This window comes from Microcoleus sp. AT3-D2 (genome assembly GCF_036705715.1).
Classification (GTDB): Bacteria; Cyanobacteriota; Cyanobacteriia; order Cyanobacteriales; family Microcoleaceae; genus Microcoleus.
In genome coordinates, this window is sequence record NZ_JAUBVE010000029.1 from 44,671 (window position 1) to 70,843 (window position 26,173).

At 43.5% G+C, this 26,173-nt stretch carries 19 protein-coding genes; 14 read left to right on the plus strand and 5 right to left on the minus strand.

The features are described from left to right. Positions 1-84 precede the first annotated feature (84 nt). The 10 genes from QUB44_RS14665 (at position 85) to QUB44_RS14710 (ending at position 14,945) form a co-directional block, all read left to right on the plus strand. Positions 85-4,029 carry a PAS domain S-box protein gene (locus QUB44_RS14665; RefSeq protein ID WP_333368590.1) on the plus strand — a complete coding sequence of 1,315 codons (3,945 nt, stop codon included), beginning with the start codon at positions 85-87 and terminating at the stop codon, positions 4,027-4,029. A gap of 7 nt (positions 4,030-4,036) precedes the next feature. Then, positions 4,037-5,461, plus strand: a complete 1,425-nt coding sequence (locus QUB44_RS14670; protein ID WP_333368593.1) for a response regulator — start codon at positions 4,037-4,039, stop codon at positions 5,459-5,461. 210 nt (positions 5,462-5,671) lie between these two features. After that, a complete protein-coding gene (locus tag QUB44_RS14675) occupies positions 5,672-6,064 on the plus strand; it encodes a response regulator (protein ID WP_333368596.1) in 393 nt (130 codons plus the stop codon). Next, positions 6,061-8,619, plus strand: coding sequence for a response regulator (locus QUB44_RS14680; protein ID WP_333368598.1), 2,559 nt, complete (start codon positions 6,061-6,063; stop codon positions 8,617-8,619). Before QUB44_RS14675 ends, QUB44_RS14680 begins: the two co-directional genes overlap by 4 nt. Further along, a complete protein-coding gene (locus tag QUB44_RS14685; RefSeq protein ID WP_333368602.1) occupies positions 8,594-10,276 on the plus strand; it encodes an adenylate/guanylate cyclase domain-containing protein in 1,683 nt (560 codons plus the stop codon). Before QUB44_RS14680 ends, QUB44_RS14685 begins: the two co-directional genes overlap by 26 nt. Positions 10,277-10,320: 44 nt before the next feature. Then, positions 10,321-10,836 carry a DUF1499 domain-containing protein gene (locus tag QUB44_RS14690; RefSeq protein WP_333368605.1) on the plus strand — a complete coding sequence of 172 codons (516 nt, stop codon included), beginning with the start codon at positions 10,321-10,323 and terminating at the stop codon, positions 10,834-10,836. 396 nt (positions 10,837-11,232) lie between these two features. Beyond that, positions 11,233-12,096: a DUF2382 domain-containing protein gene (locus tag QUB44_RS14695; protein ID WP_333368608.1), complete on the plus strand. Its 864-nt coding sequence runs from the start codon at positions 11,233-11,235 to the stop codon at positions 12,094-12,096. Positions 12,097-12,316: 220 nt separating this feature from the next. Then, on the plus strand, positions 12,317-13,210 hold the full coding sequence (locus QUB44_RS14700) for a DUF2382 domain-containing protein (protein ID WP_333161381.1): 894 nt from the start codon (positions 12,317-12,319) through the stop codon (positions 13,208-13,210). 290 nt (positions 13,211-13,500) lie between these two features. After that, a complete protein-coding gene (locus tag QUB44_RS14705; protein WP_333161383.1) occupies positions 13,501-13,986 on the plus strand; it encodes a glutathione peroxidase in 486 nt (161 codons plus the stop codon). Between the two features lie 497 nt (positions 13,987-14,483). Then, positions 14,484-14,945 (plus strand): VOC family protein, encoded by a 462-nt coding sequence (locus tag QUB44_RS14710; RefSeq protein ID WP_333368611.1) that lies wholly within the window; start codon positions 14,484-14,486, stop codon positions 14,943-14,945. A 93-nt stretch (positions 14,946-15,038) separates the two neighbouring features. Here the strand turns inward: QUB44_RS14710 and QUB44_RS14715 are convergent, their stop codons facing one another. Continuing rightward, positions 15,039-17,624 (minus strand): PAS domain S-box protein, encoded by a 2,586-nt coding sequence (locus tag QUB44_RS14715; RefSeq protein WP_333368615.1) that lies wholly within the window; start codon positions 17,622-17,624, stop codon positions 15,039-15,041. 55 nt (positions 17,625-17,679) lie between these two features. Here QUB44_RS14715 and QUB44_RS14720 point away from each other — a divergent pair, with 55 nt between their 5' ends. Then, positions 17,680-17,985 carry a hypothetical protein gene (locus QUB44_RS14720; RefSeq protein WP_333368618.1) on the plus strand — a complete coding sequence of 102 codons (306 nt, stop codon included), beginning with the start codon at positions 17,680-17,682 and terminating at the stop codon, positions 17,983-17,985. A 591-nt stretch (positions 17,986-18,576) separates the two neighbouring features. On the opposite strand, the gene QUB44_RS14725 is transcribed toward QUB44_RS14720, so the two are convergent. Both QUB44_RS14725 and QUB44_RS14730 read right to left on the minus strand, forming a co-directional pair. Then, positions 18,577-20,715 (minus strand): ATP-binding protein, encoded by a 2,139-nt coding sequence (locus QUB44_RS14725; protein WP_333368621.1) that lies wholly within the window; start codon positions 20,713-20,715, stop codon positions 18,577-18,579. 147 nt (positions 20,716-20,862) lie between these two features. Further along, positions 20,863-21,207, minus strand: coding sequence for a slr1659 superfamily regulator (locus tag QUB44_RS14730; RefSeq protein WP_333161394.1), 345 nt, complete (start codon positions 21,205-21,207; stop codon positions 20,863-20,865). Positions 21,208-21,653: 446 nt separating this feature from the next. Here QUB44_RS14730 and cynS point away from each other — a divergent pair, with 446 nt between their 5' ends. The 3 genes from cynS to QUB44_RS14745 all read left to right on the plus strand — a co-directional run bounded on the left by cynS (position 21,654) and on the right by QUB44_RS14745 (position 24,361). After that, the gene (gene cynS, locus QUB44_RS14735) at positions 21,654-22,097 is read left to right on the plus strand and encodes a cyanase (protein ID WP_333161395.1); all 444 of its coding nucleotides are present in this window, start codon (positions 21,654-21,656) and stop codon (positions 22,095-22,097) included. 227 nt (positions 22,098-22,324) lie between these two features. Then, complete coding sequence (gene clpX, locus QUB44_RS14740) at positions 22,325-23,707, plus strand: ATP-dependent protease ATP-binding subunit ClpX (protein WP_006631585.1); 1,383 nt, start codon at positions 22,325-22,327, stop codon at positions 23,705-23,707. 66 nt (positions 23,708-23,773) lie between these two features. Then, complete coding sequence (locus tag QUB44_RS14745) at positions 23,774-24,361, plus strand: type IV pilin-like G/H family protein (RefSeq protein ID WP_333149016.1); 588 nt, start codon at positions 23,774-23,776, stop codon at positions 24,359-24,361. On the opposite strand, the gene QUB44_RS14750 is transcribed toward QUB44_RS14745, so the two are convergent. Both QUB44_RS14750 and QUB44_RS14755 read right to left on the minus strand, forming a co-directional pair. Further along, a complete protein-coding gene (locus tag QUB44_RS14750; protein ID WP_333368625.1) occupies positions 24,353-25,627 on the minus strand; it encodes a serine/threonine-protein kinase in 1,275 nt (424 codons plus the stop codon). The genes QUB44_RS14745 and QUB44_RS14750 overlap by 9 nt on opposite strands. Positions 25,628-25,714: 87 nt before the next feature. Next, positions 25,715-25,855, minus strand: coding sequence for a hypothetical protein (locus QUB44_RS14755; RefSeq protein ID WP_333368628.1), 141 nt, complete (start codon positions 25,853-25,855; stop codon positions 25,715-25,717). Between the last annotated feature and the right edge of the window lie 318 nt (positions 25,856-26,173).

The following is a 26,173-nucleotide window of genomic DNA, read 5'->3' on the forward strand; positions in this document are numbered from 1 at the left end:
TTGATATTACTCGCTCGTCTCTCGCTCCAATATTTTAACATCTACTAATTTCAACTGCCACTTTTAATTAATTTTAGGATGAATATGTTTTCTAAACCCCTCAATCGTTTGGCTACAAAAATTATCGGCAAAGCTCCATTACAAACCGTGCTCGTGGTTCCTTTTTTAGTCCAAATTGTCGGCACGGTAGGACTTGTAGGTTGGCTATCTTTCCAAAACGGTCAGCGGGCAGTCAACGATGTTGCCGCTCAGTTGCGGGGAGAAATTAGCGATCGCATCAAAGACCGCATGGAACATTATATGTCAATTCCCCACATTGTAAATTACCTGAACCTTCAATCGATAAAATTGGGACAGTTGAACCTAGAAGACCAGCAAAAACTCGAACATTATTTCCTCAAACAAATTCAATATTTTGATTCTATCAGTATCATTTACACAGGCAAAGAAAATGGAGAACATTCGGGAGCAATCCGCACTAAAGATGGGACTTTGATATCGGCTGCTGACAGCTCTACTGGCAATAAATTAGCTCGATATACTGCGGACTCTCAGGGGAACCGCGTTCAATTAGTGCAAATTTCACCCAACATTTACGACCCGCGAACTCGCCCTTGGTACATAGCTGCGGCTGCGGGCAAAAAACCTATTTGGACTCCTATTTATACAGATTTTTTGACTAGGGAACTGGCAATTACTGCTGCTTTGCCTATCTACGACGATGCTGGCAAATTGTTAGGAGTAGCTGGCAGCGATTTGCTGTTTTCCCGAATCAAAGAATTTTTGGTTAGCCTCAAAATTGGCAAATCAGGACAAACTTTTGTCATGGAGCGATCAGGGATGTTAATTGCTACTTCAACGGCGAGTCAAGAATTCGTGGTGGAAGGTAAAGAAACAAGACGCATTAAAGCTTCAGAAAGCGAGAATCCGGTAATTAGCCAAACTGCACAACATTTAGATAAATCCTACGACAGCTTAGCTAAAATCAATAATTCTCAACAACTTACTTTTGATGTTGATGGCAAGCGAAATTTTGTTCAGGTAGCTCCTTTTAAAGACGATCGAGGGTTGGATTGGCTGATTGTAGTAGTTGTACCCGAATCTGACTTTATGGAGCAAATTAACGCCAATACGCGCACGACTTTTTTGCTGTCGGTTGCAGCTTTGATTGCGGCGACAATTCTGGGAATTCTTACTGCTAAATGGGTGGTTCAGCCTATTTTAAAATTGAATGCGGCGGCGAAAGCTTTGGCGCGGAATGAATGGGATACAAAGCTCACTCTGAATCGCGAAGATGAACTCGGAGAACTTGCCACTGCTTTTAACAGCATGGCCGATCAATTGCAGCATTCATTTACTTCTCTGTCGGAAAGCGAAAACCGAGTAAAACAATTTTTCAATGCAGTACCGCTAGGGATTTTTATTGCAGATCCCAACGGTCAACCTCACTACATTAACCCTACCGGAGAGCAACTTTTATCTCAAGGAATTGTACCAGCAGATTCCGAAAGTTTACGTCAATCCTACCGAGTTTATTTAGCTGGCACTCAGGAAATTTACCCGGCGGAACGCGACCCAATTTTAAATGCTTTGCAGGGTAAAAGTGTAATTGTTGATGACATTGAAATTTCCTCAACTGACAAAACTGTTCCCTTACAAGTTTGGGGAACTCCTATTTATGACGCTCAAGGAAATATTATCTACGGGATGTGCGCTTTTCAAGATATTACAGAACGCAAACTAGCCGATAAAGTATTAAAGGAATACAACGACAATTTAGCAGCGCAAGTTGCAGAACGTACCGCCGATCTTGCTAAGGTACAAGAAAAGTTTTCTAAAGCTTTCCGTTTAAGTCCTAATGCAATTACCCTGACTAGAATTAGCGATGGTCGCCACATAGAAGCCAATGAGAGCTTTTGTCGGATGATGGGTTACAGTCACGAAGAAATTATTGGAAAAACAGCGGTAGAACTCAATTTCTGGGCTAGTTTGGGAGAGCGCGATCGCATGATTAAAATGTTAAAAAATAAGACGGCTCTTCACAATTATGAGCTGAGGTTTCGCAATAAAAAGGGTACAGAAAGAACTGCACTGCTGTCGATAGAAACCATCGATATTGACGGAGAAGCTTGTTTTTTGTCGATTTCTAGCGATATTACCGAGCGCCAAAAAGCCGAAACTGCACTCCGGGAAGCAGAAGAAAAGTACCGCAATATTTATGAAAATGCTTTGAATGGAATTTTTCAAACTGCTATTGACGGGAAATATATCAGCGCTAACCCCGCTTTAGCTAACATCTACGGTTACGAATCGCCTGCAGATTTAATAGCAGCACAGCCGAATTTCAATAACCAGCTTTACGTGAAACCCAACCGCCACGACGAATTTGCAGCGCTGATGAACGAGTACGGGATACTATCAAACTTTGAATCGGAAATTTACCGCAAAGATGGCAGCATAATCTGGATTTCGGAAAATTGTCGCGCTGTCTGTGATGAAGCAGGAACTCTACTTTACTACGAAGGTTTTATTAAAGATATTACTGATAACAAACAAGCGGAAATCAAAATGCAGCAGGCGAAAGAAGCGGCCGAAGCAGCAAACAAAGCGAAGAGTACCTTTCTCGCCAATATGAGTCACGAATTGCGATCGCCACTGAACGCGGTCATCGGCTTTGCTCAAGTCATGATCCGCAGTAAAACTTTGTCTCAGGAAAATCAAGAAGATGTCGGAATTATCCTGCGGAGTGGCGAACATTTACTGGCTTTAATTAACCAAGTTTTAGACTTGTCAAAAATCGAAGCCGGACGCACGACTATTAATTCAAAAAGCTTCGATTTGTACCAACTAATCGACGATTTAGAAGATATGTTTGCTCTCAAAGCTGAGCAAAAAGGTTTGCAATTAATCTTCGACAGAGACGCAGAAGTTCCCCATTACATTTGTACTGATGAAGTTAAATTGCGACAAGTGTTAATTAATTTACTCAATAATGCAATTAAATTTACTTCAGAAGGGGGAGTCTCGGTGCAAGTCAAAGCAGGAAGGCGGAATATACATAAAAACAGCACTGACCAATTGCCCGGCCGCTACTGGCTGCACTTTGAAGTTCAAGATACTGGTGCCGGCATTGCTGCTGAGGAAATCCATCAGTTGTTTGAAGCATTCGTGCAGACGAAAACAGGTAAAGATTCTCAGGAAGGAACGGGTTTAGGTTTAGCTATTAGTCGCCAGTTTGTGCAATTAATGGGAGGTGAAATTACTGTTAGCAGCGAGATCGGAAAGGGTGCAGTATTTCAGTTTGACATCCAAGTTCATCTGGTTGAAGCTAGTGATATTGAAAGCAAAAAAACTCAACGTCGAGTTGTTGCCCTCGAACCGAATCAGCCGAGTTATCGCTTGCTAATTGTGGACGACAAACCTTTGAACCGCCAACTGTTAGTAAAACTTCTCAGTCCACTCGGATTTGAGTTGAGAGAAGCGAATAACGGTAAAGAAGCGGTTGATATTTTTATGGAGTGGGAACCGCATCTGATTTGGATGGACATGAGAATGCCTGTCATGGACGGCTATGAGGCAACGAAACAGATTAAAACTACAACTGGCGGGCAAGCAACGGCGATTGTGGCCCTAACTGCTAGCGTTTTGGAGGAAGAACGGGCGGTGATTCTTTCGGCGGGTTGTGATGATTTTATGCGGAAACCGTTTCGAGAGGAGGATATCTTTGTGGCAATGGGAAAACATTTAGGAGTACGCTATATTTATGAAGATCCAACCGCAGTAAGTGCCGCAGGTGTAGAGGAGTCAAGTCAGGAGGTGCTGACACCGGAGGCTTTTGCCTCTCTTTCTCCAGACTGGATACCCCAATTCAAGCAAAGTATTTTGAGTGTGGACATGGAGGCGATCGCAACTTCGATCGCACAAATCGGCACTGTCAATCCCTCTCTTGCGGGCAAGCTTCAAGATTGCATAAATAATTTTGAATATGACAGAATTTTGAACATAATCGAACTCACCGAGAAACAGTAAATATCCGATGACTTCAACTTTACCTAGAACCAATCGAGCTAATATTTTAGTAGTAGACGATACGCCAGAAAATCTGCGACTGCTGGCAGGAATTTTGAGCGAAAAAGGCTATCAAGTTCGCCCCGTACCCAATGGCAAGCTAGCATTGTCGGCCGCTCAAAAAATACCTCCGGATCTAGTGCTGCTGGATATTATGATGCCGGAAATGGATGGCTATCAAGTTTGCCAGCAACTCAAAGCTTCTGAAATTACCAAAGACATTCCTGTTATTTTTATTAGTGCGATCAATGACGTGCTAGATAAAGTTAAAGCTTTTGCAGTTGGCGGAGTTGACTTTATTACTAAACCGTTTCAGGTTGAAGAGGTTTTAGCCCGGATAGAAACTCATTTAAAAATTTGTTCACTGCAACAAACTTTGCAAGAGAAAAATCAAGATTTGGCAACGGCGCTGCACCAACTGCAAGCCACCCAAGAGCATTTGATTCAATCGGAAAAAATGGCAGCCCTGGGACAACTGATTGCCGGCATTGCCCACGAAATCAATACCCCCTTGGGCATTATAGGTTCCTCTATTAATAATATAGCTAATTTCTCCGACGAGTTTTTAGAAAAATTTCCTGAAATTTATCAACAACTTTCTGACGAAAGCAAAGCTTATTTTTTAGCTTTACTGTACAGAGCAACCCATCAAGAAGTTCTCTTCACAAGCAGAGAGAAACGCAAATTTAAGCAGCAGTTGGCGGCGGATTTGATGGCAGAATCTGTTGAAAACTCCGAGGAAATTGCGGATACTTTAGTTGACATGGAAATCTACGAAAAAATAGAAGAGTTCTTGCCGCTTTTTACATCGCCGGATTGGGAAGTAGTTTTAAATAGTGCTTACCAGTTTGCGAGCTTTAAAAAAAGTATTAGCTTGATCCAAAGAGCGACAGCGAAGTCTGGGAAAGTAGTATTTGCCTTAAAAACCTACGCTCATTTTGATAGCCAACCAGAAAAAGTCCAGGCGAACTTACACGATGGCATTGAAACGGTGTTAACACTTTATCAAAATCAACTGAAACACGGTATAGAAGTAGTTAAAAATTATGGAGATTTATCCGACATTATGTGCTATCCAGATGACTTAAATCAAGTTTGGACAAATCTCGTTCATAATGCCCTGCAAGCAATGGATTATAAAGGTATTTTGACGATTGAAACTCGGCAGCAAGAGACAAAGATTTTTCTCAAGTTTACTGATAACGGCAAAGGTATTCCCTCAGAAGTTATTCCCAAAATTTTTCAGCCCTTTTTTACGACTAAATCTGCGGGCGAAGGTAGCGGTTTGGGATTGGATATTGTGAGAAAAATTGTGGAAAAGCACGAAGGCACAATTGCTGTAGATTCTGTACCGGGGCAGACAACTTTTACCGTCTCGCTGCCAATTTATTAAACAAAACTTACCTGCAGGGGGCTGATTCCCGGTGACACTCGTCGCTGTCTCCCTGACAAATACAAGATTTATTACAAGAAACCGGGTTTATCTTCGGAAGTCCTATTAAAATAAGATAGGGGACAGATATCCTGCATCCTTGCCCGAAATCAATAACGTAAAAGCAAGTCATGTCGGTAAACCTACTAAAATTTAAGCAGAGAGGAAAAGATGAATAAGCCTATAATTCTTTGCGTTGATGATGAACCGGATATCTTGAATAATCTCAAGATTCAGCTCAAAAAAGAATTTAAAAGTGATTATTTTTATGAATTAGCTGAAAGTGGTGATGAAGCTTTAGATTTACTGGAGGACTTTCAAGAAAAAGCTCAGGTTATTGTGGTTGTTTCTGATTGGCTGATGCCGGGAATTAAAGGTGATGAACTTTTAATTAAAATTCACCAAAAATATCCTAAAATTATTAAAGTGATGTTGACTGGACAAGCCGATGCAGCGGCTGTTCAGCGGGCAGTAGAAGAAGCAGATTTATACTGTTGTTTGTACAAACCCTGGCAAACCAAAGACTTAATAGAGACTATAAAATCTGGGCTGGCTAAGTTATGAAAAAACCTGTGATTGTTTGTATTGATGATGAACCTGACGTTTTGAATAGTTTAAAGATTGAACTGAAAAAGGCGATCGGCGATCGGTGTATAATTGAAACCGCTGAAGGGGGGGCTGATGCTTTAGAGTTGCTGGCAGATTTGCAGGCAGATGAATACGAGATTGCTTTGGTGCTTTCCGATTATATCATGCCGGATATTAAAGGGGATGAACTGCTCAGAAAAATTCACGAAAGCTCGCCGGAGACACTGACCATTATGCTAACGGGGCAAGCAGATTTGGAAGCCCTGAGTAATGCTATTAAGTATGCTAAATTGTACCGTTATATCCCTAAACCTTGGCAAAATGAAGACTTAAAATTAACTGTAGTAGAAGCAGTTCACAGTTATTTGCAAGATCAAAAGTTAACAGATGAAATTCATAAGCGGCAAGAAGTAAACGAGGAGTTAAAGCTAGTAAATGAGGCGCTGTCTGCGAGTGAAAGCCGCCTGAGTCAATTTTTAGAAGCTTTGCCAGTGGGGGTATCTGTTTATCATTCCGATGGTTCGATCGCCTATTTCAACCAGGCAGCGCGGGATTTGCTGGGTGCAGACACTATCCCGGAAAGCACTGCGGAACAATTAGCTGCCACTTATCAACTTTATGTTGCCAATACTGATGAGCTGTACCCGCCGGATAATCTGCCAATTTTGCGTGCACTGAAAGGAGAATCTGTCAAGGTTGACGATGTAGAAATCCGTCAAGATGGCCAAAGAATTGCGATCGAGATCAATACCACGCCGATTTTTGACGCTAGCGGAAATATTGTTTATGCGATCGCAGCTTTTCAAGATATTAGCGATCGCAAACAAGCCGAAAAAATACTAGCAGATTACCACCACACATTAGAAGCCCAAATTGACGAACGCACAGAACAACTGCAACAAGCCGCATTAGCTGCTGAAGCAGCAAACAAAGCTAAAAGCACGTTTCTTGCCAATATGAGCCACGAGTTACGCACCCCTCTCAATTCTATACTCGGCTTTGCACAAATCATGGAACCCAGCCCGGATCTTACTGTCGAAAACCAAGAAAATATGAGAATTATTCGCCGTAGTGGCGAACATTTGCTGACCTTGATCAATGAAGTCTTAGACTTGTCAAAAATCGAAGCGGGGCGGATGACGCTCAACCCGAAAAATTTCGACCTCTACCGCTTGCTTGACGATTTGCAAGATATGTTTCAACTGCGAGTACATAATCAAGAATTGCAGTTGCATTTCCAGCGCGATGCTGACGTTCCTCAGTACGTGCGAACCGATGATATTAAACTGCGGCAAGTGCTGATTAATATTTTGAGTAATGCGATTAAGTTTACGCAAACAGGCGAAATCATTTTAAGAGTGATAAAGTTAGAAGGATCGGGATTTATGGATTTATTGGATAGTCCCACAGCTTGCTTTGATACCACAAGAAGTATTCGGGATTTTTCGAGAACTAGCAGTGATTTTGCCAAGGTTGAATGGAGCGATGAGGCTGAGGATTCAACTGTGCCGGGTTTTTTCCTTCTATTTGAAATTGAAGATACAGGAGTTGGCATTGCTCCCGAAGAATTGGGCAATATTTTTAAGGCGTTTGTGCAAACAGCTTCCGGTCAAAAAATTCAGAAAGGCACGGGTTTAGGATTGAAGATCAGCCGTCAATTTGTCCGTCTGATGGGAGGAGAAATTGTCGTAGAAAGTCAACTGGAACTTGGCACCACTTTTAAATTTGAAATTCCAGTCAGTGCAGTTGATGCTGCTGAGCTTCCCGATCCGCAACTTAACCGCGAAGTTACTGGGTTGGAACCCAATCAACCGTGCTACCGGATTTTAATTGTGGACGATCGCGAAGACAACCGCCAACTTTTAGTCAAAATGCTTTCTCCTTTAGGTTTCGGGGTGGAACAAGCCACCAACGGCCAGGAAGCAATAGAAATGTGGGAAAATTGGCATCCGCACTTAATTTTGATGGATGTGCGAATGCCCGTAATGGACGGCTACGAAGCTACTAAACAAATTAAGGCTAGAATCAAGCAGAGAGAGCAAGAGGGGGAAATGAATATGTCCCATCCCGACTCCCCGATTCCAAAGATTATTGCTTTGACAGCTAGTACAATTGAAGGGAGGCAAGCGTTTGCTTTATTGGTCGGCTGCGACGATTTTATTAGCAAACCTTTCCGCAAAACAGATATATTTGATACCCTCACCAAACATTTGGGGGTGAAGTATCTCTACTCTAACTCAACGGACTTTATCTCAATAGGCGATCGAAATAATTTATCTGGCTCCTTCGCTAATGCTGCGCTTGCTTATTTACCTACACTTCCCGCAGAATGGATAGACAACATGAAGCAGGTAATCCGCAGTGCTGATTTTGACTTAATTGTCAAGACTATCGATGAAATAAGGGAGCCACATCCTGAATTGGCGGAAATCCTCCAGGGTCATCTCGATAATTTTGATTACCAGAAAATTCTCAATTTAATTGCCGAGGCGGAGGAATCAAATAATGCAGATCAAGGCGGAACAAACTGAAAACTATCAAGCCGATATTTTAGTAGTTGACGATACGCCAGATAATCTGCGTTTGTTGATTAGGATTTTGCAAAAAAATGGCTATAAAGTTCGACCAGTTACTAATGGTTTTTCGGCGTTAGATGCTATTCAATCTAGCGCACCAGATTTGATTTTACTCGATATTATGATGCCGGATATTGACGGCTACGAACTATGTAAAAAATTAAAATCACAATCGGAATTTAGGGAAATTCCCATCATTTTTCTCAGCGCGCTAGAAGAAGGAATAAATAAAGCAAAAGCTTTTGAAGTGGGCGGAGCCGATTATATCACCAAACCTTTTCAGGTGAAAGAAGTATTGGCGCGAGTGAGCAATCAACTTACTGTGCGTTCATTGCAAATGCAATTGCAAGAAAAAAATCAAAAATTGACGGCTCAAAATATCCAGTTGCACCAAGAAATCGCTGAACGCCACCAGGTGGAAATGGAAACAAGATTGCTGCTGGAGGCGACTCAAGCTATTAGCAAATCTGAGGATTTTGAGTCTGCTATAGATGTGATTTTAGGTTTAATTTGCAAAACTATTGAATGGAATCTGGGCGAAGCTTGGATTCCTTGCAGCGAGGGCTTTTTAAAATGCGCGACAGGCAGGTACGTCAGTGACTCCAGTTTTGCCCAATTCCGACAAACAAGTTGGCAGTTAATTTTTGCTCCTGGTGTGGGACTCCCAGGTAGGATTTGGCAGTCGCAGCAGTCTGAATGGATCGATGATGTTTCTACTGCACCGGAACAAGTTTTTTTACGAGCGGAAATTGCGATGACTGTGGGATTAAAAGCGGCTTTTGGGGTGCCAATTGTAGCGGACAATCAAGTGTTAGCTATTTTGATTTTTTATCGCGAAAAAGTTTTGAAATGTCAGCCGCGCTTGTTGGAATTAGTAAGCGCGGTTGCTACGCAGCTCGGTTCGTTGATTCAGCGAAAACAAGCTGAAGCAGCGCTGAAAGTGCAGCAAGGACAAACCGAGAAATTGCTGCTGAATATTTTACCGAAACCTATTGCGGATCGCTTGCAAAAAGAGCAAAAGTTGATAGCGGAGCATTTTGATGAGGTGAGCGTCTTGTTTGCTGATTTGGTGGGTTTTACAGAGTTTTCAGCTCACAAAAGTCCGACGCAGTTGGTAGAAATTTTGAACGGGATTTTCTCGGAGTTCGATAGGTTGTCTGAATTGCACGGGTTGGAAAAGATTAAGACGATTGGGGATGCTTACATGGTGGTTGGGGGTTTGCCGACGCCGCGGGAGGATCACTCTGAGGCGATCGCACTTTTAGCTTTGGAGATGCAGGCAGCATTGAGAAGGTTTAATGCCAAAATGGGAGAAAATTTTCAATTGAGGCTTGGAATTGACAGCGGTTCGGTGGTGGCTGGAATTATTGGAATTAGTAAATTTAGCTATGATTTGTGGGGTGATACTGTTAATGTTGCTTCACGTATGGAGTCTAACGGATTGCCTGGTAAAATTCAAGTAACGGCGGCGACTTACGAGCGTTTGAAAGAGCAGTTTGTTTTGGAAGAACGGGGTCATATCCCGATTAAAGGTAAAGGAAGAATGCTGACTTACTGGTTAATTGAAGAACAAAAGAAGTCTGTTGAGTTTTTTGATATTAATTTCAATTAATATGAAAAGTATACCGCATTTATACTTTCAGGAGGGCTAATCCTTTGCAAACACTTGAAACAAAATCGCCGACAGCATTGAAAAAAGTCCTGGTTATTTTAATATCACTGATAGCAGTAGCGGTACTGTCGATCGCTAGCTTTATCGCTATACCCGGAGAAAAAACAATGTTTGCTGGAACCAGACCTGCCAATATCGGAATTCAGTCAGGAAAACTCGCAGCATGCCCGAGTTCCCCCAACTGCGTCAGCAGCTTCAGTCAAGATGCCGAACACAAAATTGAACCTTTGGCATACACTTCGTCCGCTGCGGAAGCTATGGCAAAGCTCAAAGGGGCGATCGAGTCCTATGGGAAAACTAAAATTATCACTGCAACTGATAATTACCTCTATGCGGAGTTTACCAGTGCTTTGATGGGGTTTGTTGATGACGTTGAATTTTTGGTAGATGATGAAGCAAAAGTCATCCATGTGCGATCGGCTTCACGTCTGGGACAGTCGGATTTGGGAGTTAACCGCAGTCGGATAGAAGCTATCAGAACTCAATTCAATCAGCTCTGAACTTAAAATTTCTAGCTTTCCTGAAGCCCCTCTCCTACCAGATGAGGGGCTTTAATATTTGTGTTTTACTATGTAATGCTGATTTTTCACCACCTAGTTAACAATTATTAACAGTAGGCACACCGCAAAGGAAAAGGAGTATCCAACAAAGGGAGTAGGACACAGCAATGCCGTGTCCCTACGGTTGGCTTTGAGTTTTAATACTTGTTATAAGATTGACGATTGTAGAGTTTTACAATCTTTAAAATAGCTGAGTGCGCTACCACAGAAGAAGAGATGCCGTAGTATTCCTATAGTATTAAACAACCTAAATTATACACTTCTGACTTTAGGGAGAGGGAACTGAACGAATTAATTTCTACTATTAATGTAAGTAGAGCAAAGAGGAAAAAACACATGGCACTTCAAAAAATAGCAGACTTTTATCCTAATTATCAGGAAGAAATCTTTGCTGGAGACGACATCAAGGGATTTGATGTTTATGCTGGCGACTCTGATGAAAAAGTAGGCACGGTTTATGACGCTTTGGTTGATGACACTGGTCGTTTCCGCTATCTGGTAATTGACACCGGAATTTGGATTTTTGGCAAAAAAGTATTGTTGCCAATCGGCTCGGCTCGCTTCGACTACGGAGCCCATCGGGTCTACGCAACAGGCCTTCGCAACAAAGCTCAAGCAGAACAATTGCCGGCTTACAATGAATTAGAAGCAATAGATTACGATCGCGAAGAACAGGTAAGAGGCGTCTACCGCAATCAAGGAACTGCCGCTGCCCGCACTGCAACTCCTGCTAGCTACGATCGCAGCAGCTACAGCTACGATATGGACCGCCCCCTCTACGAAACCAACGAACAGCAGCACCAAAATCTCAAGCTTTATGAAGAACGCTTGATTGCCAACAAACACCGCGCAAAAACAGGCGAAGTAGCAGTTGGCAAGCGCGTGGAAACTGAAACAGCGCGAGCTTCAGTACCCATTGAAAAAGAACGAGTCGTAATCGATCGAGTAACCCCGGTAGAAGCGGGTCAAGTAGTTTCAGTCGGTGACGCTGACTTCCAATCTGGGGAAGTTGCACGCATGGAAGTCTACGAAGAAACTGCCGACATTCACAAGGAAGCTTTCGTCCGGGAAGAAGTCAACGTCACAAAAGAAGTTGTTCGCAGCACGGTTGAGGGCGAAGAAACCTTGCGTCGTGAAGAATTAGACGTTAAGACTGATGGAACTGCGGTTGTAGATAATAAAAAAAATAAAAAGATCTAAACCAACCGCAACAGCTATTGCATAGGAATTGCGCCTTAATGACATAATTCTGTCACCGCGCAGGTTTGATTGAATTGGTAGCGATCGCGCAATTCCTATGTGAGTGGCGGGGGGGTACAAAACTTGTCTAGTTTTGGCAACGTTGATGCACTTTCCCCGCCTTTACCAATTTCCCCTTACCAATTCATAATAAAAATCCCTAAGCAGGAAAGTTTAAAAAATGAACGGTCAAGCATCAGCAGAAAAAATAGCAACTGCCAAATCAATAACCCGTCTCAACCGGGTACCTGAAAAAGTCAGAACTAAGCTAAAAAGTTTTACCGTCAAAGACAACCAAGGTCACTTGGTCGGCAAAGTTAAAGATGTCTATTTTGATGCTAACGGTCAGTTAAACTTTGTGGTGGCTGGGCTAGGCAGCGAAAATCCCCGCATTTTTTTATTAAGTGTTAAGCTGCTAAAAAAAGTCGATTATCACCAAAAAGCGCTGTTTGTAACTATTAATTCGGATCAAGTCGATATGCTGCCGATAGTTTCGGCAAATGGGGGTCATCCGTATTTAGAAAATGCCTCCGAAGCGCATAGTGAATTTAGCAACAGTGAGTCAACAAATCCCTCAACAGTTATGTCAAATCTAACAGATACCGATCGCACAGATGCAAATTGGGAGACAGATCAGGATGAGGAAAACTTGGATATTGTCGATCAAGAAGTAATTCGCCTGCTAGAAGAACGATTGGTGATCAATCGCAGCAAGCGCAAAGTCGGCGAAGTCATAGTGCGTAAAGAAATTGAAACTCGGATGGTACAAGTACCTATCCAGTGGGAAAAGCTGATTGTTGAACAAGTCGGCGACGATCCGAAGGTGTTGGCAGAAATAGATTTAGGCGAGGGAAACATCACCGGTATAGATTTGACGGAGATTAAGACCGATCGCCAAGAACCGACAGTTAAGGCTGAATTTACCTCTGTCCAGAAAGCTAGCAAGATCTTAAATTCGATCGCCTCTCAACCCCGTCACGGTTGCGTCAAAGTCCGCCTAGAACTCGTTCTCGAAGACAAACAACTTGAGGATACTTACCAAAAATGGATGACGGAACACCACTCAGAGAGTTAAAATATTCGTCCTTTTCGGTGTAGATTTTAGCTATTAGCGAGAAACTTAAATCTAAGAGCGGACTGTGGCGAGCACTTCTGTGGGGAAAGTTTACCGCCCTCTACTAAGATCGTGTTCGGTAAATTAACCGTAATGTTGGTAGGGGCGGGTTCACCAATATCTATAATATAAGCCTGAGATCCGTAAACCCGCCCCGGCCGGGATATTTAAATTTTTAGCGATCGACCTCTCGACAAAATTGTAGCGACTTGCAGTAAAATTGTGGTGGTCAAATTTAAAAGTATTTGAAAATGCCCAGCACAATCTCCGACATTAAAGTAAAAACGATCGCAGGCGAAGACAAGCAGCTAGGAGAGTACGCTGGCCAGGTACTCTTGATAGTTAATGTAGCTTCCAAATGTGGCTATACACCTCAATACAAAGGGCTCGAAGAATTGAGCCAGAAGTACAGCGCGGCTGGACTCCGTGTTTTAGGATTTCCCTGCAACGACTTCGGAGGTCAAGAACCCGGAAGTAATCCAGAAATCGTCAATTTCTGTACTACCAAATACGGCGTCACCTTTGAATTATTTGACAAAGTACGCGCTAAAGGCACTCAGCAGCACCCGCTGTACGCTAAGCTTACGAGTGCAGTCGAGCCCAAGGGTGAGGTTTCCTGGAATTTTGAGAAATTCTTAGTTAGCAAACAGGGTGAAGTGGTTGCCCGATTCCGCAGCAGTGTTGGCCCCGATTCGCCCGAACTGATCGCTGCTATCGATCGAGAATTGGCAAAATAAGCAGTTCGGCAACTAAGCAGTTTACAGAATTCAACCGATTTAACGGATGGATGTTTAGGGAAGAGGGAAGAAATTAATAGGCTTTTTTTCTAATAAGTTGAAAGCTAATTTTTTTCTTCTAATCTTCCCCATTGTGTGCAAGCACTCAACCATGAACACATACCGATGATTGTATTTAATTGGAGAACAGTTTAATTTAATGGAAAATACATCGGGATTAGATTTAGTGGTAGGTTTACTTGCCTTCGCAATTTTGGCAGGTGGTCTGGCTATGCTATTTGTAGGCATGGCATCGTTTCCTAAAGAAAAATAATACTAATCGATATGATGTGCGATCGCACAACCCGAATTAAAGTCTTTGTAGTGAGGACTTCAGTCCTAACCTAATAGAAATCGGAGGGTTCCAGTCTTGACTACCAAGTTAAAATGTTTATTTTACAGCAGACGATCTGAATAAATTAAAGGGCTTTCAATTTTAACATTCGCAATTGACAATCATGCAAACTACGGAAAACAACGTCAAAATTGCCCTCGCGCCGGGGAATTTGCGCCGCGTTCACCATATCGCTTTAAACGTGCGTGACATGAAAGCTTCCCGCCACTTCTACGGTACAATTCTCGGCCTGCACGAACTAACAGGTGCAGAAATTCCCGCAACTTTAACAGAAATGGTAGCCGCTGGTAAAGTCGCTAATTTCGTTACCCCAGACGGTACTGTTATTGACTTATTTTGGCAGCCAGACTTGGAACCGCCAAACCCAGACCCGGAGAAAGCTTTTACCCGCGCCAACCACTTAGCCTTCGATATCGAGCCGGATTTGTTCGATCGCGCTCTGGAAGTGCTACAGTCAAATCAAATTGCGATCGATAGCGGCCCCGTCACTCGCGCTACAGGACGCGGCATTTACTTTTACGATCCTGATGGATTTATCATCGAAATCCGTTGTGATGCAGTTTAAACAGTCGCTATCGGGTTCTTGGTAGTTTGGGTGTACCCTACATTTACTCTTTGGAGCGCGGTGAGCCGTAAACATCCTACCTTTAAAGTTGTTTTATTTTCCGTCTTGGCTAATAGGTTGCTTCGGCCAAGTAAACCGAAAAGTTGCTCCCTCACCTTCAGCAGATTCGATGGAAATAGTGCCCCCTTGACCTTCAACAATTTTTTTCACCAGCGACAAACCAATCCCAGTATTTTCAACTTTATCGCGAGCTTCCAAGGTCTGAAAAATTACAAAAACTTTATCGTGATATTGAGGAGCAATCCCCGGCCCGTCATCCTCTACAGAAAACTCGTAAAAATCATCTAACTCTTTAACCGATATTGTTACATGACCCGATTCAGCTCGGTTGTGCTTAATTGCGTTACTAATTAAATTAGAAAAAACCTGCTGTAGCGGCAATTTTTCTGTCACAAAAGTTGGCATTCCCGGTTCAACTTTCACCTCAAATCCAGACGGGGGCGCCAACGAATCAATAATTTCTGCTAATAAATTCTCAACTTTTACCATTTCCGAAGGCACTTGAATCCGTCCGACGCGGGAATATTGCAGCAGTCCCTCAATCAAACCTTCCATCCTGTGAACTCTGCCGCGCAGCAGGTTCATTTGGTGCAGAGTATCCTCTGTCATCGACTCGCTGAGGTCTTCTTCTATCCAACTGCTGAGATTTGCGATCGCCCTGAGTGGCGCTTTCAAATCGTGAGAAACTACATAAGCAAACTGGTCTAATTCTTGATTCCGCTTTTTCAAAACATTCGTCGTTTGAGCCAGATTTTGCGCCGTCCCCCTCAATTCTTGAGCGCGCAACCGCAGCGATTCCTCAGCTTGTTTGCGTTCCCTAATATCTTCTACCACACCCATCAGAAATTGACTGCCATCTTGTTCTCGCAGCAGCGAAACCGTTAAGTTTGCCCACACCAACTCTTCGTCTTTGCGGATGTAGCGCTTTTCCAGAGAGAAATTTTCAATTTCTGCTGCTAACAATTGGCGCAAAAGTTCCAGTTCGCTTGCCAAATCTCCAGGCCAAGTAATCTCCTGAAATCTTTTCTCCAACAATTCTTGTCGGCTGTAGCCCAAAACTTCGCAAAGTTTTTGATTGACTAACAGAAACTTCCCTTCCACAGTCGTTTGGGCCATGCCGACGGCCGCCTGCTCAAAAGTAGCGCGAAACCGCTGCGCGCTTTGGGCTAAAGCAATTTCTGATCGCTTGCGATCGCTAATATCGTTGCTAATTTCCAAAATAGCCACCGGTTGATCTTGATCGTCGTACTGCAAAGTCCATCGGCTTGCCACCGTTATTTTTGTCCCGTCTTTCTTAGTTCGCACCAGTTCTCCTTGCCAAGAACCCTTCTCGAAAAATACTTTTTGAATTACCTCAAAAGGTTGGACCCATTCTGTTTGTAAAAGCTTGTGAATATTTTTTCCTACTGCTTGCGACTTCCGCCACCCGTAAAGCCACTTCGCCCCCAAATTCCAATAAGAAATCGCCCCATTCAAGTCTAGTACCGCGATCGTATCGTTTGCCAAATCCAGCATTTGCGCTTGCTTTCGCAGAGTTTCCTCGGCTTGTTTCCGTCCTCTGGCATCGCGGCAAATCGCAATAAACAAATGTTGATTTGCCAGACGCATTTCGCTGATAGCTAACTCCATCGGAAACTTAGTTCCGTCGTGGCAAATTCCAACTGTTTCTTGCTGGTAAGTCTTCAGCGTAGTATCTGGATGTAACACAAAATATTCGATCGAATAATCCCCCACGCTGCTGTACGGCTGCGGTTGAGCGATCAGCCGCCGCAGGTTAGAGCCAATTATTCGATCGGCTTTCTCGCCAAAAATCTTTTCTGCTGCCCTATTAAAAGACTCAATATTTCCCCGTGCATCCAAAGTAATAATCCCGTCAGCCGCATTGTCTACCACAGCTTGAATGCGACTTTTACTTTCTTCCAAGCCAGCTTCCCGCTTCCTCAATTCCTTCTCTAAACCATCAAATAAATACCAGGAAGCCCCTGCGCCCAAACAGCCGAAAAGCAAACCCGCAACTTGCACAAAATTAGTGAAATCTATCAAACCCCGTCTTTGCTGATCTAGAGCTTTCTGGTAGGCTTCGCCGGCATTAGCAAACACATTAATTTTTGCGCGAAGGTTATCCCTCCTCACTTTGCCTTGAGTGAACACCTCAATTATTTCCGGCGACTGCACGCTTGTTGCCGAACTGTCGAGCTTATTCAAAGTGTTTTGCAAGAAATTTATATGCTGTTCGGTACTTTTTTTTATATCTTCAAATCGCTGAGCTTGCACTTTGTTTTCTTGAACCATAACCTTGAGTTCAGCCAGCAGCGGAGGCAAACTATTCTTGGCTTCTAAGTAGGGTGAGAGAAATGCGCGGCGCTTCGTCAACCCGTAACCTCGAATGCCCGTTTCCGCATCCACCACGAGGGTTAACAAGCGGTTAGTTTCCTGAAGTATTGCCCTATTAGTATCTCCTCGCTCTCTTATCTGTATGGTAATCTGCCGGAGGCGTGCAATTGCTAGCAGCGAAGCAAACAGAAAAATAATGGGGATAGCAACGATGATTGTTCCCCGCTGGCGAATTGGTCGGTCTGTCCATACAAAGTGGAGGCAGCGATCGAGCAAATACTTCACGGATATTGAGGGAGAAAGTTTGCTGCCAGTATATCGCTTTTTGGCAGTTTAGGCTATGGATAAGTTTGTTTTGTTTGGTTTGGCGATCGTCGGGGGACTAACCGTGGAAACTAGATTAGACCCCTGCGATAGCTACCTGCTGACACTAACAGCAGATTTTTTGGCACGGTGTTTAAACGGAGGCAGGGAGAAAGAAAGGACTTTTTTCGACACCGAGACAGCAGGCGAAGCAGAAAGAATGGTTTCTGCTTTACCTTCATTTTCGCCTTCGGCTTCTGCTTTTAAACTAGAGTCTGTTTCGCAAGTGGTTGGAACACTTGTAACTACAGTAGTCCACCTGCCTGTAGCCGGATCGCGATAACAAGTAAAAGGGTTTATTTTTAGCGGTTGACTGCAAGGTTTAATCATGTAGATGCACTCCTTTGATTCTGAGAAATTGTGCATTGCTTTCAGCAGCAGTGCTATCTCGCCCGTAGAAGCAGTATGAAGGCAAAAAGCAGAATTGTGTTTCTGCGTCCAGAGACTTTTGAAACTTCCTGATTTCCTGTTAACTTTTGCCTTCTACTGCTTCGCGACCATAGCATTACTTTTACCAAATTGCCTTTCTGGAAGCAACCCCCCACCGCCTTAATTAGGTTGAGGTGGGACTTGTGAATGCAGCGAGGCGCCCGATCGTGCCTGCAGGACAATTTTGGGATAATATAGGTATTCTAGGCTGAAAAAAAATGCTACTGTGTGATCGACAACAGAGGTCGATCGCGATCGGTGTCACAATAAAAAAGGGAATGGGTAATTGGTAATGGGTAATTGGTAATGGGGAAATGGGTAATTGGAGAATTATTCCATCTTTTGCCATCCGTTAAATCCGTTAAATCCGGTACACAATTCCTGGCAAAACCCCCACCCGTTAAATCCCTTAAATCCCCTAGATTGCTAGTTACCCAACTTGCTTCTAACTAATATCAACTTTTGCCTTTAAATGAACCGTAAAAGTAGAGCCAACATCCAACTGACTCTCAACAGTGATATCGCCTCCCATCATCTGGCAAAACAAGCGGCTAATGGCCAATCCTAAACCTGTGCCTCCGTACTTGCGAGTAGTCGAAGCGTCCCCTTGAATAAAAGGTTGAAACAAACCCTGCTGCTGTTCTGCCGACATTCCAATCCCCGTATCAGATACCTGCAAATAAACCCAATCGCTGTCGCCTGCTGGTTCCCGATTCGCGCTCAATAGCACCGTTCCACCTTCGGTAAACTTCAGGGCATTCGAGAGCAAATTGAACAGAATTTGCCGGACTTTAGTCAAATCTGCATACATCACTCCCAAATTTTCCGAGCAAGAAACTTGCAATTGATTGTGATTTTTTTCGACCAAAGGGTGCAAAGTTGCAACAACTTCTTCTATTAAATTACTGAGGTCAAATTTTTCTAAATAAAGCTCCATCCGACCGGCTTCTATCTTAGAAAGGTCTAGAATATCGTTAATTAAAGTCAGCAAGTGTTTGCCGGCGTTATAAATTTTTTGGGTATCGGGGATGATTTCTTCGAGTCCCGATTCCCGTGCTTCTTCTTGTAGCATTTCGCTGTAACCGATAATCGCGTTGAGCGGCGTCCGCAGCTCGTGGCTCATATTGGCTAAAAAAGTGCTTTTAGCTCTCGAAGCTGCTTCAGCTTTGTGTAAGGCTTCTTGCAAGGCTATTTCGGCTCTTTTGCGCTCGGCAATTTCGATGCGGAGCAGTTTATTGGCAGTGGTGAGTTGAGCGGTGCGCTGATCGACGGTCATTTCTAGCTGCGCTTTGGCTTTGGAAAGGGCTTCCTGAGCTCGCTGGCGCTCAAATCCTTCGATCGCCAGTGCTACCAAATTTGCCAAAGAATCAGCGAAGGTGCGCTCCTCCAGAGCCCACTGGCGGGGTACGCCGATATGTTCGAGAGAGAGGATGCCCACGATCTGGCCGCCGAGCCTAATTGCTACATTTAATATGGATGAATTCGGCTTGCTGGCATTTGGCAGCACAGCGGAATGTTCGGCTAGGGAAGATGAGTGGGACAAATTTGTTTGTAGAGAGTTTTGAGTCTTTGTCGTCGGTTCTAAACCATTGTCCGATCGCAAATTTTCGCCCGGTGCGTCGCCTTCAACATCTAAAATTGATAAATTTAAATCGCTTGCCGATATGGACTCCCGGCTCAAATGATTCTCCTGGGTGCGATCGTACAAGTCGAGACAAACTAATTTGAGGTTGGGGATTTTAAACTTAGAATGATTCACCCCCTCGTGTTGCTCTGGGGCAGCGGTCTCTGTATCGAGTGCCTCTGTTTGGTTCTGGGCGAGCACTCTCTCGGTAAAATTTAGCTGGGGATCTGTCGGGTAGCGAGTTCCAAATCCTCCATGGTTGTAAAGCCAGACGCTGACTTTTTCCACATCCAAAGTCCGGGCGGCAGCCTCGGTAATTTCGCGAATTCCCACATTCAGCGCACCGCTGTTGAGAGTCCTTTGCCTACCTAGCTGCAACAAAGCCAAACTCTGGCGGCGGAGCCGCTTTTCGCTCTCTTGGAGGGTTTGTTCTGCTTCCTTGCGCTGGGTGAGGTCGTACAAGGCGCACAATGCTGTCGGCTCGCCGTTAAACACCAGCGACTGAACCGAGATCATCGCCCAGAAAGCGGTGCCGTCTGATTTTTTGCATTGGAGTTCGTAGTTTTGCAGGTATCCCTCTTTAGCAAGTGCCTCAAGTACCTTTGGGCGATCGGCGGGGTTGAAGTAAAAGTCTGGAGTGCTGCAGCCGATCAATTTTTCTAGGGGTATGCTCAGGAGAGAAGCCAATTGAGCGTTCGCATACAGAATTAAGCCGTCACAGAGGCGAGAAACTAATATCGGCACGGGAGTTGCCGCGGCGATCGCCCGAAACTGCTCTTCGCTTGAACGCAGCGCCAACTGAGCTTTGCTCAGTAAGTGAGCTTCCATCGTATCTGAATGTTCGGTGGTAGTCTCCAGCAAAAGTTCTAGGTCAACCTTTTCGCGCTTCAAGTTTTCAAGTTCCGCACTCAGCCGCTGAACGTCGAAAAGTAGCTGTTCTGTCGATGGTTCTTCCTGCATAGCAATAGAAAATTGGTAATTTTTAGTCGGTTCTGAAGTTTTTTAGGGTTTTGTGCTAGTTTAACTATGACTTATTCCGATTAACTTCAGCCACCCTCATCCTGGTTCTCGGACTTAGCCGGGGATTCCTGTTTACCTTTTTCGATACTATTCCAATTCTAAGTGCAAGGAAGGCATCAGCCGCTGCAAGTTTTTCAGGGATTTTATCTGCCAGGGGATCTGTTTAGAACCTTTGATGGCGATTTGAATATTTTTTTGCTGGCGCACTTTGATCACAAATTTTGAGACAATATTAATTCCAGAACTATTTAAAAATTCTAGCTTTCGCAAGTCTAGAGTCACCGTGTTTGGGCAGGAGTCAGCCACTTCGTTGAGCAGATCGACGATCGGTGCGTATTCTTCCACCTGGCTGAGTCGGAATGATCCGCTACAGGTGACTGTTTGCGTAGTGCGATCGTACTGGATCGTGTAATCTTTGGTCTGAATCTCCATACTTTTGTCAGTTGCCGGTTTTGAGTGGTAAAGGGGCTGTTGCTGCGTGAGCGAGGATTGAGCTTCAGGCTAGCACGATCAAAATTCAGCCGTTTGCCGAATGCCCAATGCCTTTGCGTGTGTAACTTTTATTACATATACTGCCAACTGTACCATTGCCCCAGGGCAGTTATGAGTTATTTTAGGATTTAGCGGTTGTGATACCAGTTGGCAAAAAGAATGCAACTGTTGATTAGCTCTCAACCCTGGTAGCCATAAGTCATTGCCTATCTAACATCTCAAATCTCAAATCTCAAATTGTATGAGTTGTGGGGGTTAAGGAGACCAACTTTTGCTGAAGTTCCGAGCTATCAATTCGATTTTCTTTCTCAATTTGGTATTGACAAAATCCCCAAAATGTGAGAAATATTTCACATCTGACACAGAAGTGAAGGGGAGAATATTTAATGGCAATTTCAGGAATTACAGAAAAACTTTTGGCGGCTAAAAAAGCTAAGGGAATTAGTTTTGCAGATTTGGAAAAAGTTTTGGGACGCGACGAAGTTTGGATTGCGGCGGTTATTTACCGTCAAGCAACCGCATCTGAAGATGAAGCCGAAAAAATTGTCTCGGCTTTGGGACTAGATAGCGAGACGGGTGCGGTTCTCTGTGAACCTCCGTTAAAAGGTTCTTTGGAGGACTCGGTTCCGGTTGACCCGCTGATTTATCGTTTCTATGAAATTATGCAGGTTTACGGGATGCCACTCAAAGCGGTGATTCACGAAAAATTTGGTGACGGGATTATGAGCGCGATCGACTTTACTTTGGATGTCGAGAAAGAAGCAGACCCAAAAGGCGATCGAGTGAAAATAATTATGTCTGGAAAATTTTTGGAATACAAAAAATGGTAAGCCCGGGTCACTTTATTTTCAAGTGAAAATGAAAAATTTAAATTTGCTCGAATGACTCATGACTAATGACTAAAGCCTCAAAAGTGTTAACTTAGAAATAGAGATCGCGAAGCTTGACTGGCTTGGGTGTCCGATCGGGAAACCCTTCTAGGGCAAAGCTAAGGTCACTCCTGCGGCAACTTCCCCAGTCGAAACAAGCAACCGCAACCGTAAATTAAGAGGCAAATATGTCAAAATATGACTCTCATCTCAGATGCTCCTTTTGCGGCAAGTCGCAAGAGTACGTCCGCAAGTTAATAGCTGGGCCCGGCGTATACATTTGCGATGAATGCGTGGAACTGTGCAATGAAATTTTAGAGGAGGAGTTTTTTGACTCCAGTAAAACAATTGGTCAACAGATTCCCCAATCAGAGGTGCGAGAGTCTCAGGGACAAGGAACGCGGCGTCCGGGTCGATCGAATAAATCGAAAATTGTTTTAGCTCAAATTCCGAAACCAACAGAAATTAAGCAGCATTTAGACAACCACGTCATCGGCCAGCATTCAGCAAAAAAAGTCCTTTCTGTAGCAGTTTATAACCACTACAAGCGCTTGAGCGTTGACCAAGCTAAAGATAGCGACAAGTCTTCCCCTGACAGCGATGTAGAACTGCAAAAATCCAACATCCTGCTAGTCGGGCCCACAGGTTGTGGCAAAACTTTGTTAGCGCAAAGTTTGGCGCAAATGCTCGAAGTCCCTTTTGCGGTAGCCGATGCGACGACACTGACAGAAGCTGGATATGTCGGCGACGATGTAGAAAATATCTTACTGCGGCTGTTGCAAATGTCCGATTTTGATGTTGAAGCGGCGCAGCGGGGCATTATTTATATTGATGAAATTGACAAGATTGCTCGCAAAAGCGAAAACACTTCGATCACCAGGGATGTATCGGGAGAAGGAGTGCAGCAAGCGCTGCTAAAAATGTTGGAAGGAACAGTGGTTAACGTGCCCCCGCAAGGCGGCCGCAAACATCCTTACCAAGATTTTATTCAAGTTGACACTAGCAAAATTCTATTTATTTGCGGCGGTGCTTTTGTCGGTTTGGAAAAAATAGTTGAACAGCGTTTGGGTAAAAAATCCTTGGGCTTTATTCAGCCCACAGAAAGCGACAGCAATTCAACTTTGCCGGCGAAGGATAAGCGGGCCGCTGATATTTTGCAGCAGGTACAGCCGGACGATTTAGTTAAGTTTGGTTTGATTCCTGAGTTTGTGGGGCGGATTCCGGTGGTGACGGTGATTTCGCCGCTGGATGAAGCAGCTTTGATGCAGATATTGACTGAGCCCCGGAATGCGCTGGTGAAGCAGTATCAAAAGCTGTTGAAGATGGACAGCGTGGAATTGGAATTCCAGCCGGAAGCGCTACGGGCGATCGCCCAGGAGGCCTATCGTCGCAAAACTGGCGCCAGAGCTCTCCGCAGCATTTTAGAAGAGTTAATGCTCGATGTCATGTACGAGTTGCCTTCTCGTAAGGATGTGGCTAATTGTATGATTACTCCTGAAATGGTCGAGAAGCGATCGACTGCTGAATTGCTGTGGCATCCCGCATGGCGCAAACAGCACGAAACTGCTTAATTTCTAGTCTGTAGGGTGTGCGGCGCGCACTCTACAGACTTAGCAAGATTTTAGGGCACTAAAAAAATGTCAGCAGATATAGATAAAAAAAGTAAAACATACAGCGTTTCACTATCCAGTTTGCTGGTACGGACTGTAATTTACAGCGGTTTTATGGCTGGTATACTAGCATCTTTTTACAATTTCAAACTCAATACTATTGTCATCTCAAGTAGTCCGAAATCTCCGGCACTACAAGCAGATCTGGCTTCGATCAATAAAGCGCAGGAAGATTACTATGCAAAAAATAACAAATTTAGTGATTCCCTGGAAGGGTTGGCTATACAAGGTCTCAGCAAAGCTCAATATTATTACCACATTGACTCATTATTAATAAACCCAGTTCAAACGTTGGAGAATAAGCGCGAACCAGCACAATTTGAAAGCGCGATCGCATTTTCTAAAAAGCTGGATTCCGTTCGCCAAAAAGACTACAGTCCAGTATATATAGGAGCAGTATTTGCTTTCAAAAAAGATGTTAGCAATCAACTAATAACTATTTCGGCAATCTGCGAAAGCGAGCCGGAAAAGGAGGTGGATCAATTCAATCTGATACAGCCAACTTTTGACGGCACAGAAATTCACTGCCCGCCCGGTACAAATATTTTAAGGTAATACCTTTAAACTATTTTGTGTCATTCTTTGATTGTCTAAATAAAATTCAAACTTCCAATTCCCAGGCTTGTCATCCTTTGTAAAATTGTACCCGCACCAAGTATTTAGTCTATCTGCCGTTGTTCTTAAATGAGATCGACCGTCGGCTGCCAATTTTCCTTGAGAGTCAAATACGCGACAAGTACCGTAATATTCTCCCGGTGAAAAGTTAGTAACACTGACAGCAAAATAGACTTTATGTGTTTTTTTTAAAGACACAAAATCTATAATTTTATCCGATTTTAGTTCGCTAGTTAACATCACTTGAGTCACAGGTTTTAACTTCGGTTTGCTGGTTTCTGGTTGGGATTTAACTACTTGTTGAGGTTCCTGAGATTTCAAAATAAATGGGAGTAAAATAGCAGCACTTGCTGTCAACAATCCGACTGATATCAGTGCAAGTTTTGATTTTTTAGGCGGGCGAACTACATTGAGGGGAATCAAAGCGTTGAGGGCCGCATCTGCGGAAGCATAGCGGTGTTTAAAATTTGGTTCCACCATTTTTTGCAGCCAGTCAAGAAATTCTGGAGTTAGCTGCGGTAAGCGATGTTTAAAATTAATCCGCCCCGTCTCATCCATCAAGCTGCCAATTTCGGTAGAATTGATGCCGATTAGCAAGCAAATTAGCGTGGCGCCGAGACTGTATAAATCCGATGCGACTGTTAGCTGGCGGTTGAACATTTGTTCGGGCGGCATAAAGCCCAAGGTACCTTTGACAACGCTGCTGGCGGCTACTTCTCCCCCACCGATTCTAGCAAATCCGAAATCGACCAGGCTGACATTCATCCTGTCATCAACTAAGATATTTTCGGGTTTTAAATCTCTGTGAATAACAGGCGGCACCCGATTTTGCAGGTATTTGAGTATTTCTAACACAGAAATAGCAATTTGCTTAGTTTTTTGCGGTGTTTGCTGGCGGGAATTTGCGAGAGAATTAGCATTTTTGTATTCCTGCACCATGCAGAAACCCGATGCAGTTTGGAAAGAATCTAAATAACGGGGAATGTTGGGGTTATCGAGTTCTCGCAAAATCTGAATTTCTTTTTCATAAGCTTGATATTCGGTCCAATTAGCACCTGTCTGGGCAAATTGAAATTGTTTGACAACAACGGAACGTTTTGTATTAATTTCAGTAGCGAGATAGGTAACTCTACCGCCCGCGCGGTTGTGTCCGAGTTCGCGAGTTACTTGATAGCCGTAGTTGGAAAAATCAGGGAAATCATTCATAGGTTCGTAATGATAAATTCTGTCACAAAAAGGTTTTTAGTAAGGACTTTAGTCCTCAATAACTGAGTAAAACAAGCGAGCAATTGTTTAAGGTTTAATTAAACTTGCTTGTAATTTGCGATACTTAGCAAGGATTCTATTTGGTTTAAAAACACTCATCTCAAGTAATGGAATACCAGTGACAGCTAAAGAGGCGATTATAGCTCCTCCTACAGCTACTATTTCCATTGGTTCAACCCATTCTCGTTGGGCGACAACGTTTAAAAACAGTCGAAATGCTACTACCAAGCTAGTACAGAATCCGGTCGTAAGAAAAGCTATTTTGTCATTATAAATGTTAATTATTCTTCTGAGGGTAGTCTGCTCGTCAATCCGATTATGAAAAATCCTATAAACTATCATGCAACACAAATAAACTATCATGCAACATAAATTGCTTAGGAAAATAAAAAATGCTGCATTGAAAGCCGGGAGCATCCCGGTTTTGTAAATATCCGAATAAGTGTAAAATAGTTAAAATCAATAAAAGCGTCAAAAAAAGTCGAG

Excerpts from the sequence above, each read along its gene's own strand:
- QUB44_RS14670 (WP_333368593.1), top strand. The coding sequence starts at position 4,037 with ATGACTTCAACTTTACCTAGAACCAATCGAGCTAATATTTTAGTAGTA.
- QUB44_RS14755 (WP_333368628.1), bottom strand. The coding sequence starts at position 25,855 with ATGGAAATAGTAGCTGTAGGAGGAGCTATAATCGCCTCTTTAGCTGTC.
- cynS (WP_333161395.1), top strand. The coding sequence starts at position 21,654 with ATGGCAATTTCAGGAATTACAGAAAAACTTTTGGCGGCTAAAAAAGCT.
- QUB44_RS14675 (WP_333368596.1), top strand. The coding sequence starts at position 5,672 with ATGAATAAGCCTATAATTCTTTGCGTTGATGATGAACCGGATATCTTG.
- QUB44_RS14745 (WP_333149016.1), top strand. The coding sequence starts at position 23,774 with ATGTCAGCAGATATAGATAAAAAAAGTAAAACATACAGCGTTTCACTA.
- QUB44_RS14695 (WP_333368608.1), top strand. The coding sequence starts at position 11,233 with ATGGCACTTCAAAAAATAGCAGACTTTTATCCTAATTATCAGGAAGAA.
- QUB44_RS14725 (WP_333368621.1), bottom strand. The coding sequence starts at position 20,715 with ATGCAGGAAGAACCATCGACAGAACAGCTACTTTTCGACGTTCAGCGG.
- QUB44_RS14720 (WP_333368618.1), top strand. The coding sequence starts at position 17,680 with ATGGATAAGTTTGTTTTGTTTGGTTTGGCGATCGTCGGGGGACTAACC.
- QUB44_RS14680 (WP_333368598.1), top strand. The coding sequence starts at position 6,061 with ATGAAAAAACCTGTGATTGTTTGTATTGATGATGAACCTGACGTTTTG.
- QUB44_RS14685 (WP_333368602.1), top strand. The coding sequence starts at position 8,594 with ATGCAGATCAAGGCGGAACAAACTGAAAACTATCAAGCCGATATTTTA.
- QUB44_RS14710 (WP_333368611.1), top strand. The coding sequence starts at position 14,484 with ATGCAAACTACGGAAAACAACGTCAAAATTGCCCTCGCGCCGGGGAAT.
- QUB44_RS14750 (WP_333368625.1), bottom strand. The coding sequence starts at position 25,627 with ATGAATGATTTCCCTGATTTTTCCAACTACGGCTATCAAGTAACTCGC.
- clpX (WP_006631585.1), top strand. The coding sequence starts at position 22,325 with ATGTCAAAATATGACTCTCATCTCAGATGCTCCTTTTGCGGCAAGTCG.
- QUB44_RS14705 (WP_333161383.1), top strand. The coding sequence starts at position 13,501 with ATGCCCAGCACAATCTCCGACATTAAAGTAAAAACGATCGCAGGCGAA.
- QUB44_RS14730 (WP_333161394.1), bottom strand. The coding sequence starts at position 21,207 with ATGGAGATTCAGACCAAAGATTACACGATCCAGTACGATCGCACTACG.
- QUB44_RS14665 (WP_333368590.1), top strand. The coding sequence starts at position 85 with ATGTTTTCTAAACCCCTCAATCGTTTGGCTACAAAAATTATCGGCAAA.
- QUB44_RS14700 (WP_333161381.1), top strand. The coding sequence starts at position 12,317 with ATGAACGGTCAAGCATCAGCAGAAAAAATAGCAACTGCCAAATCAATA.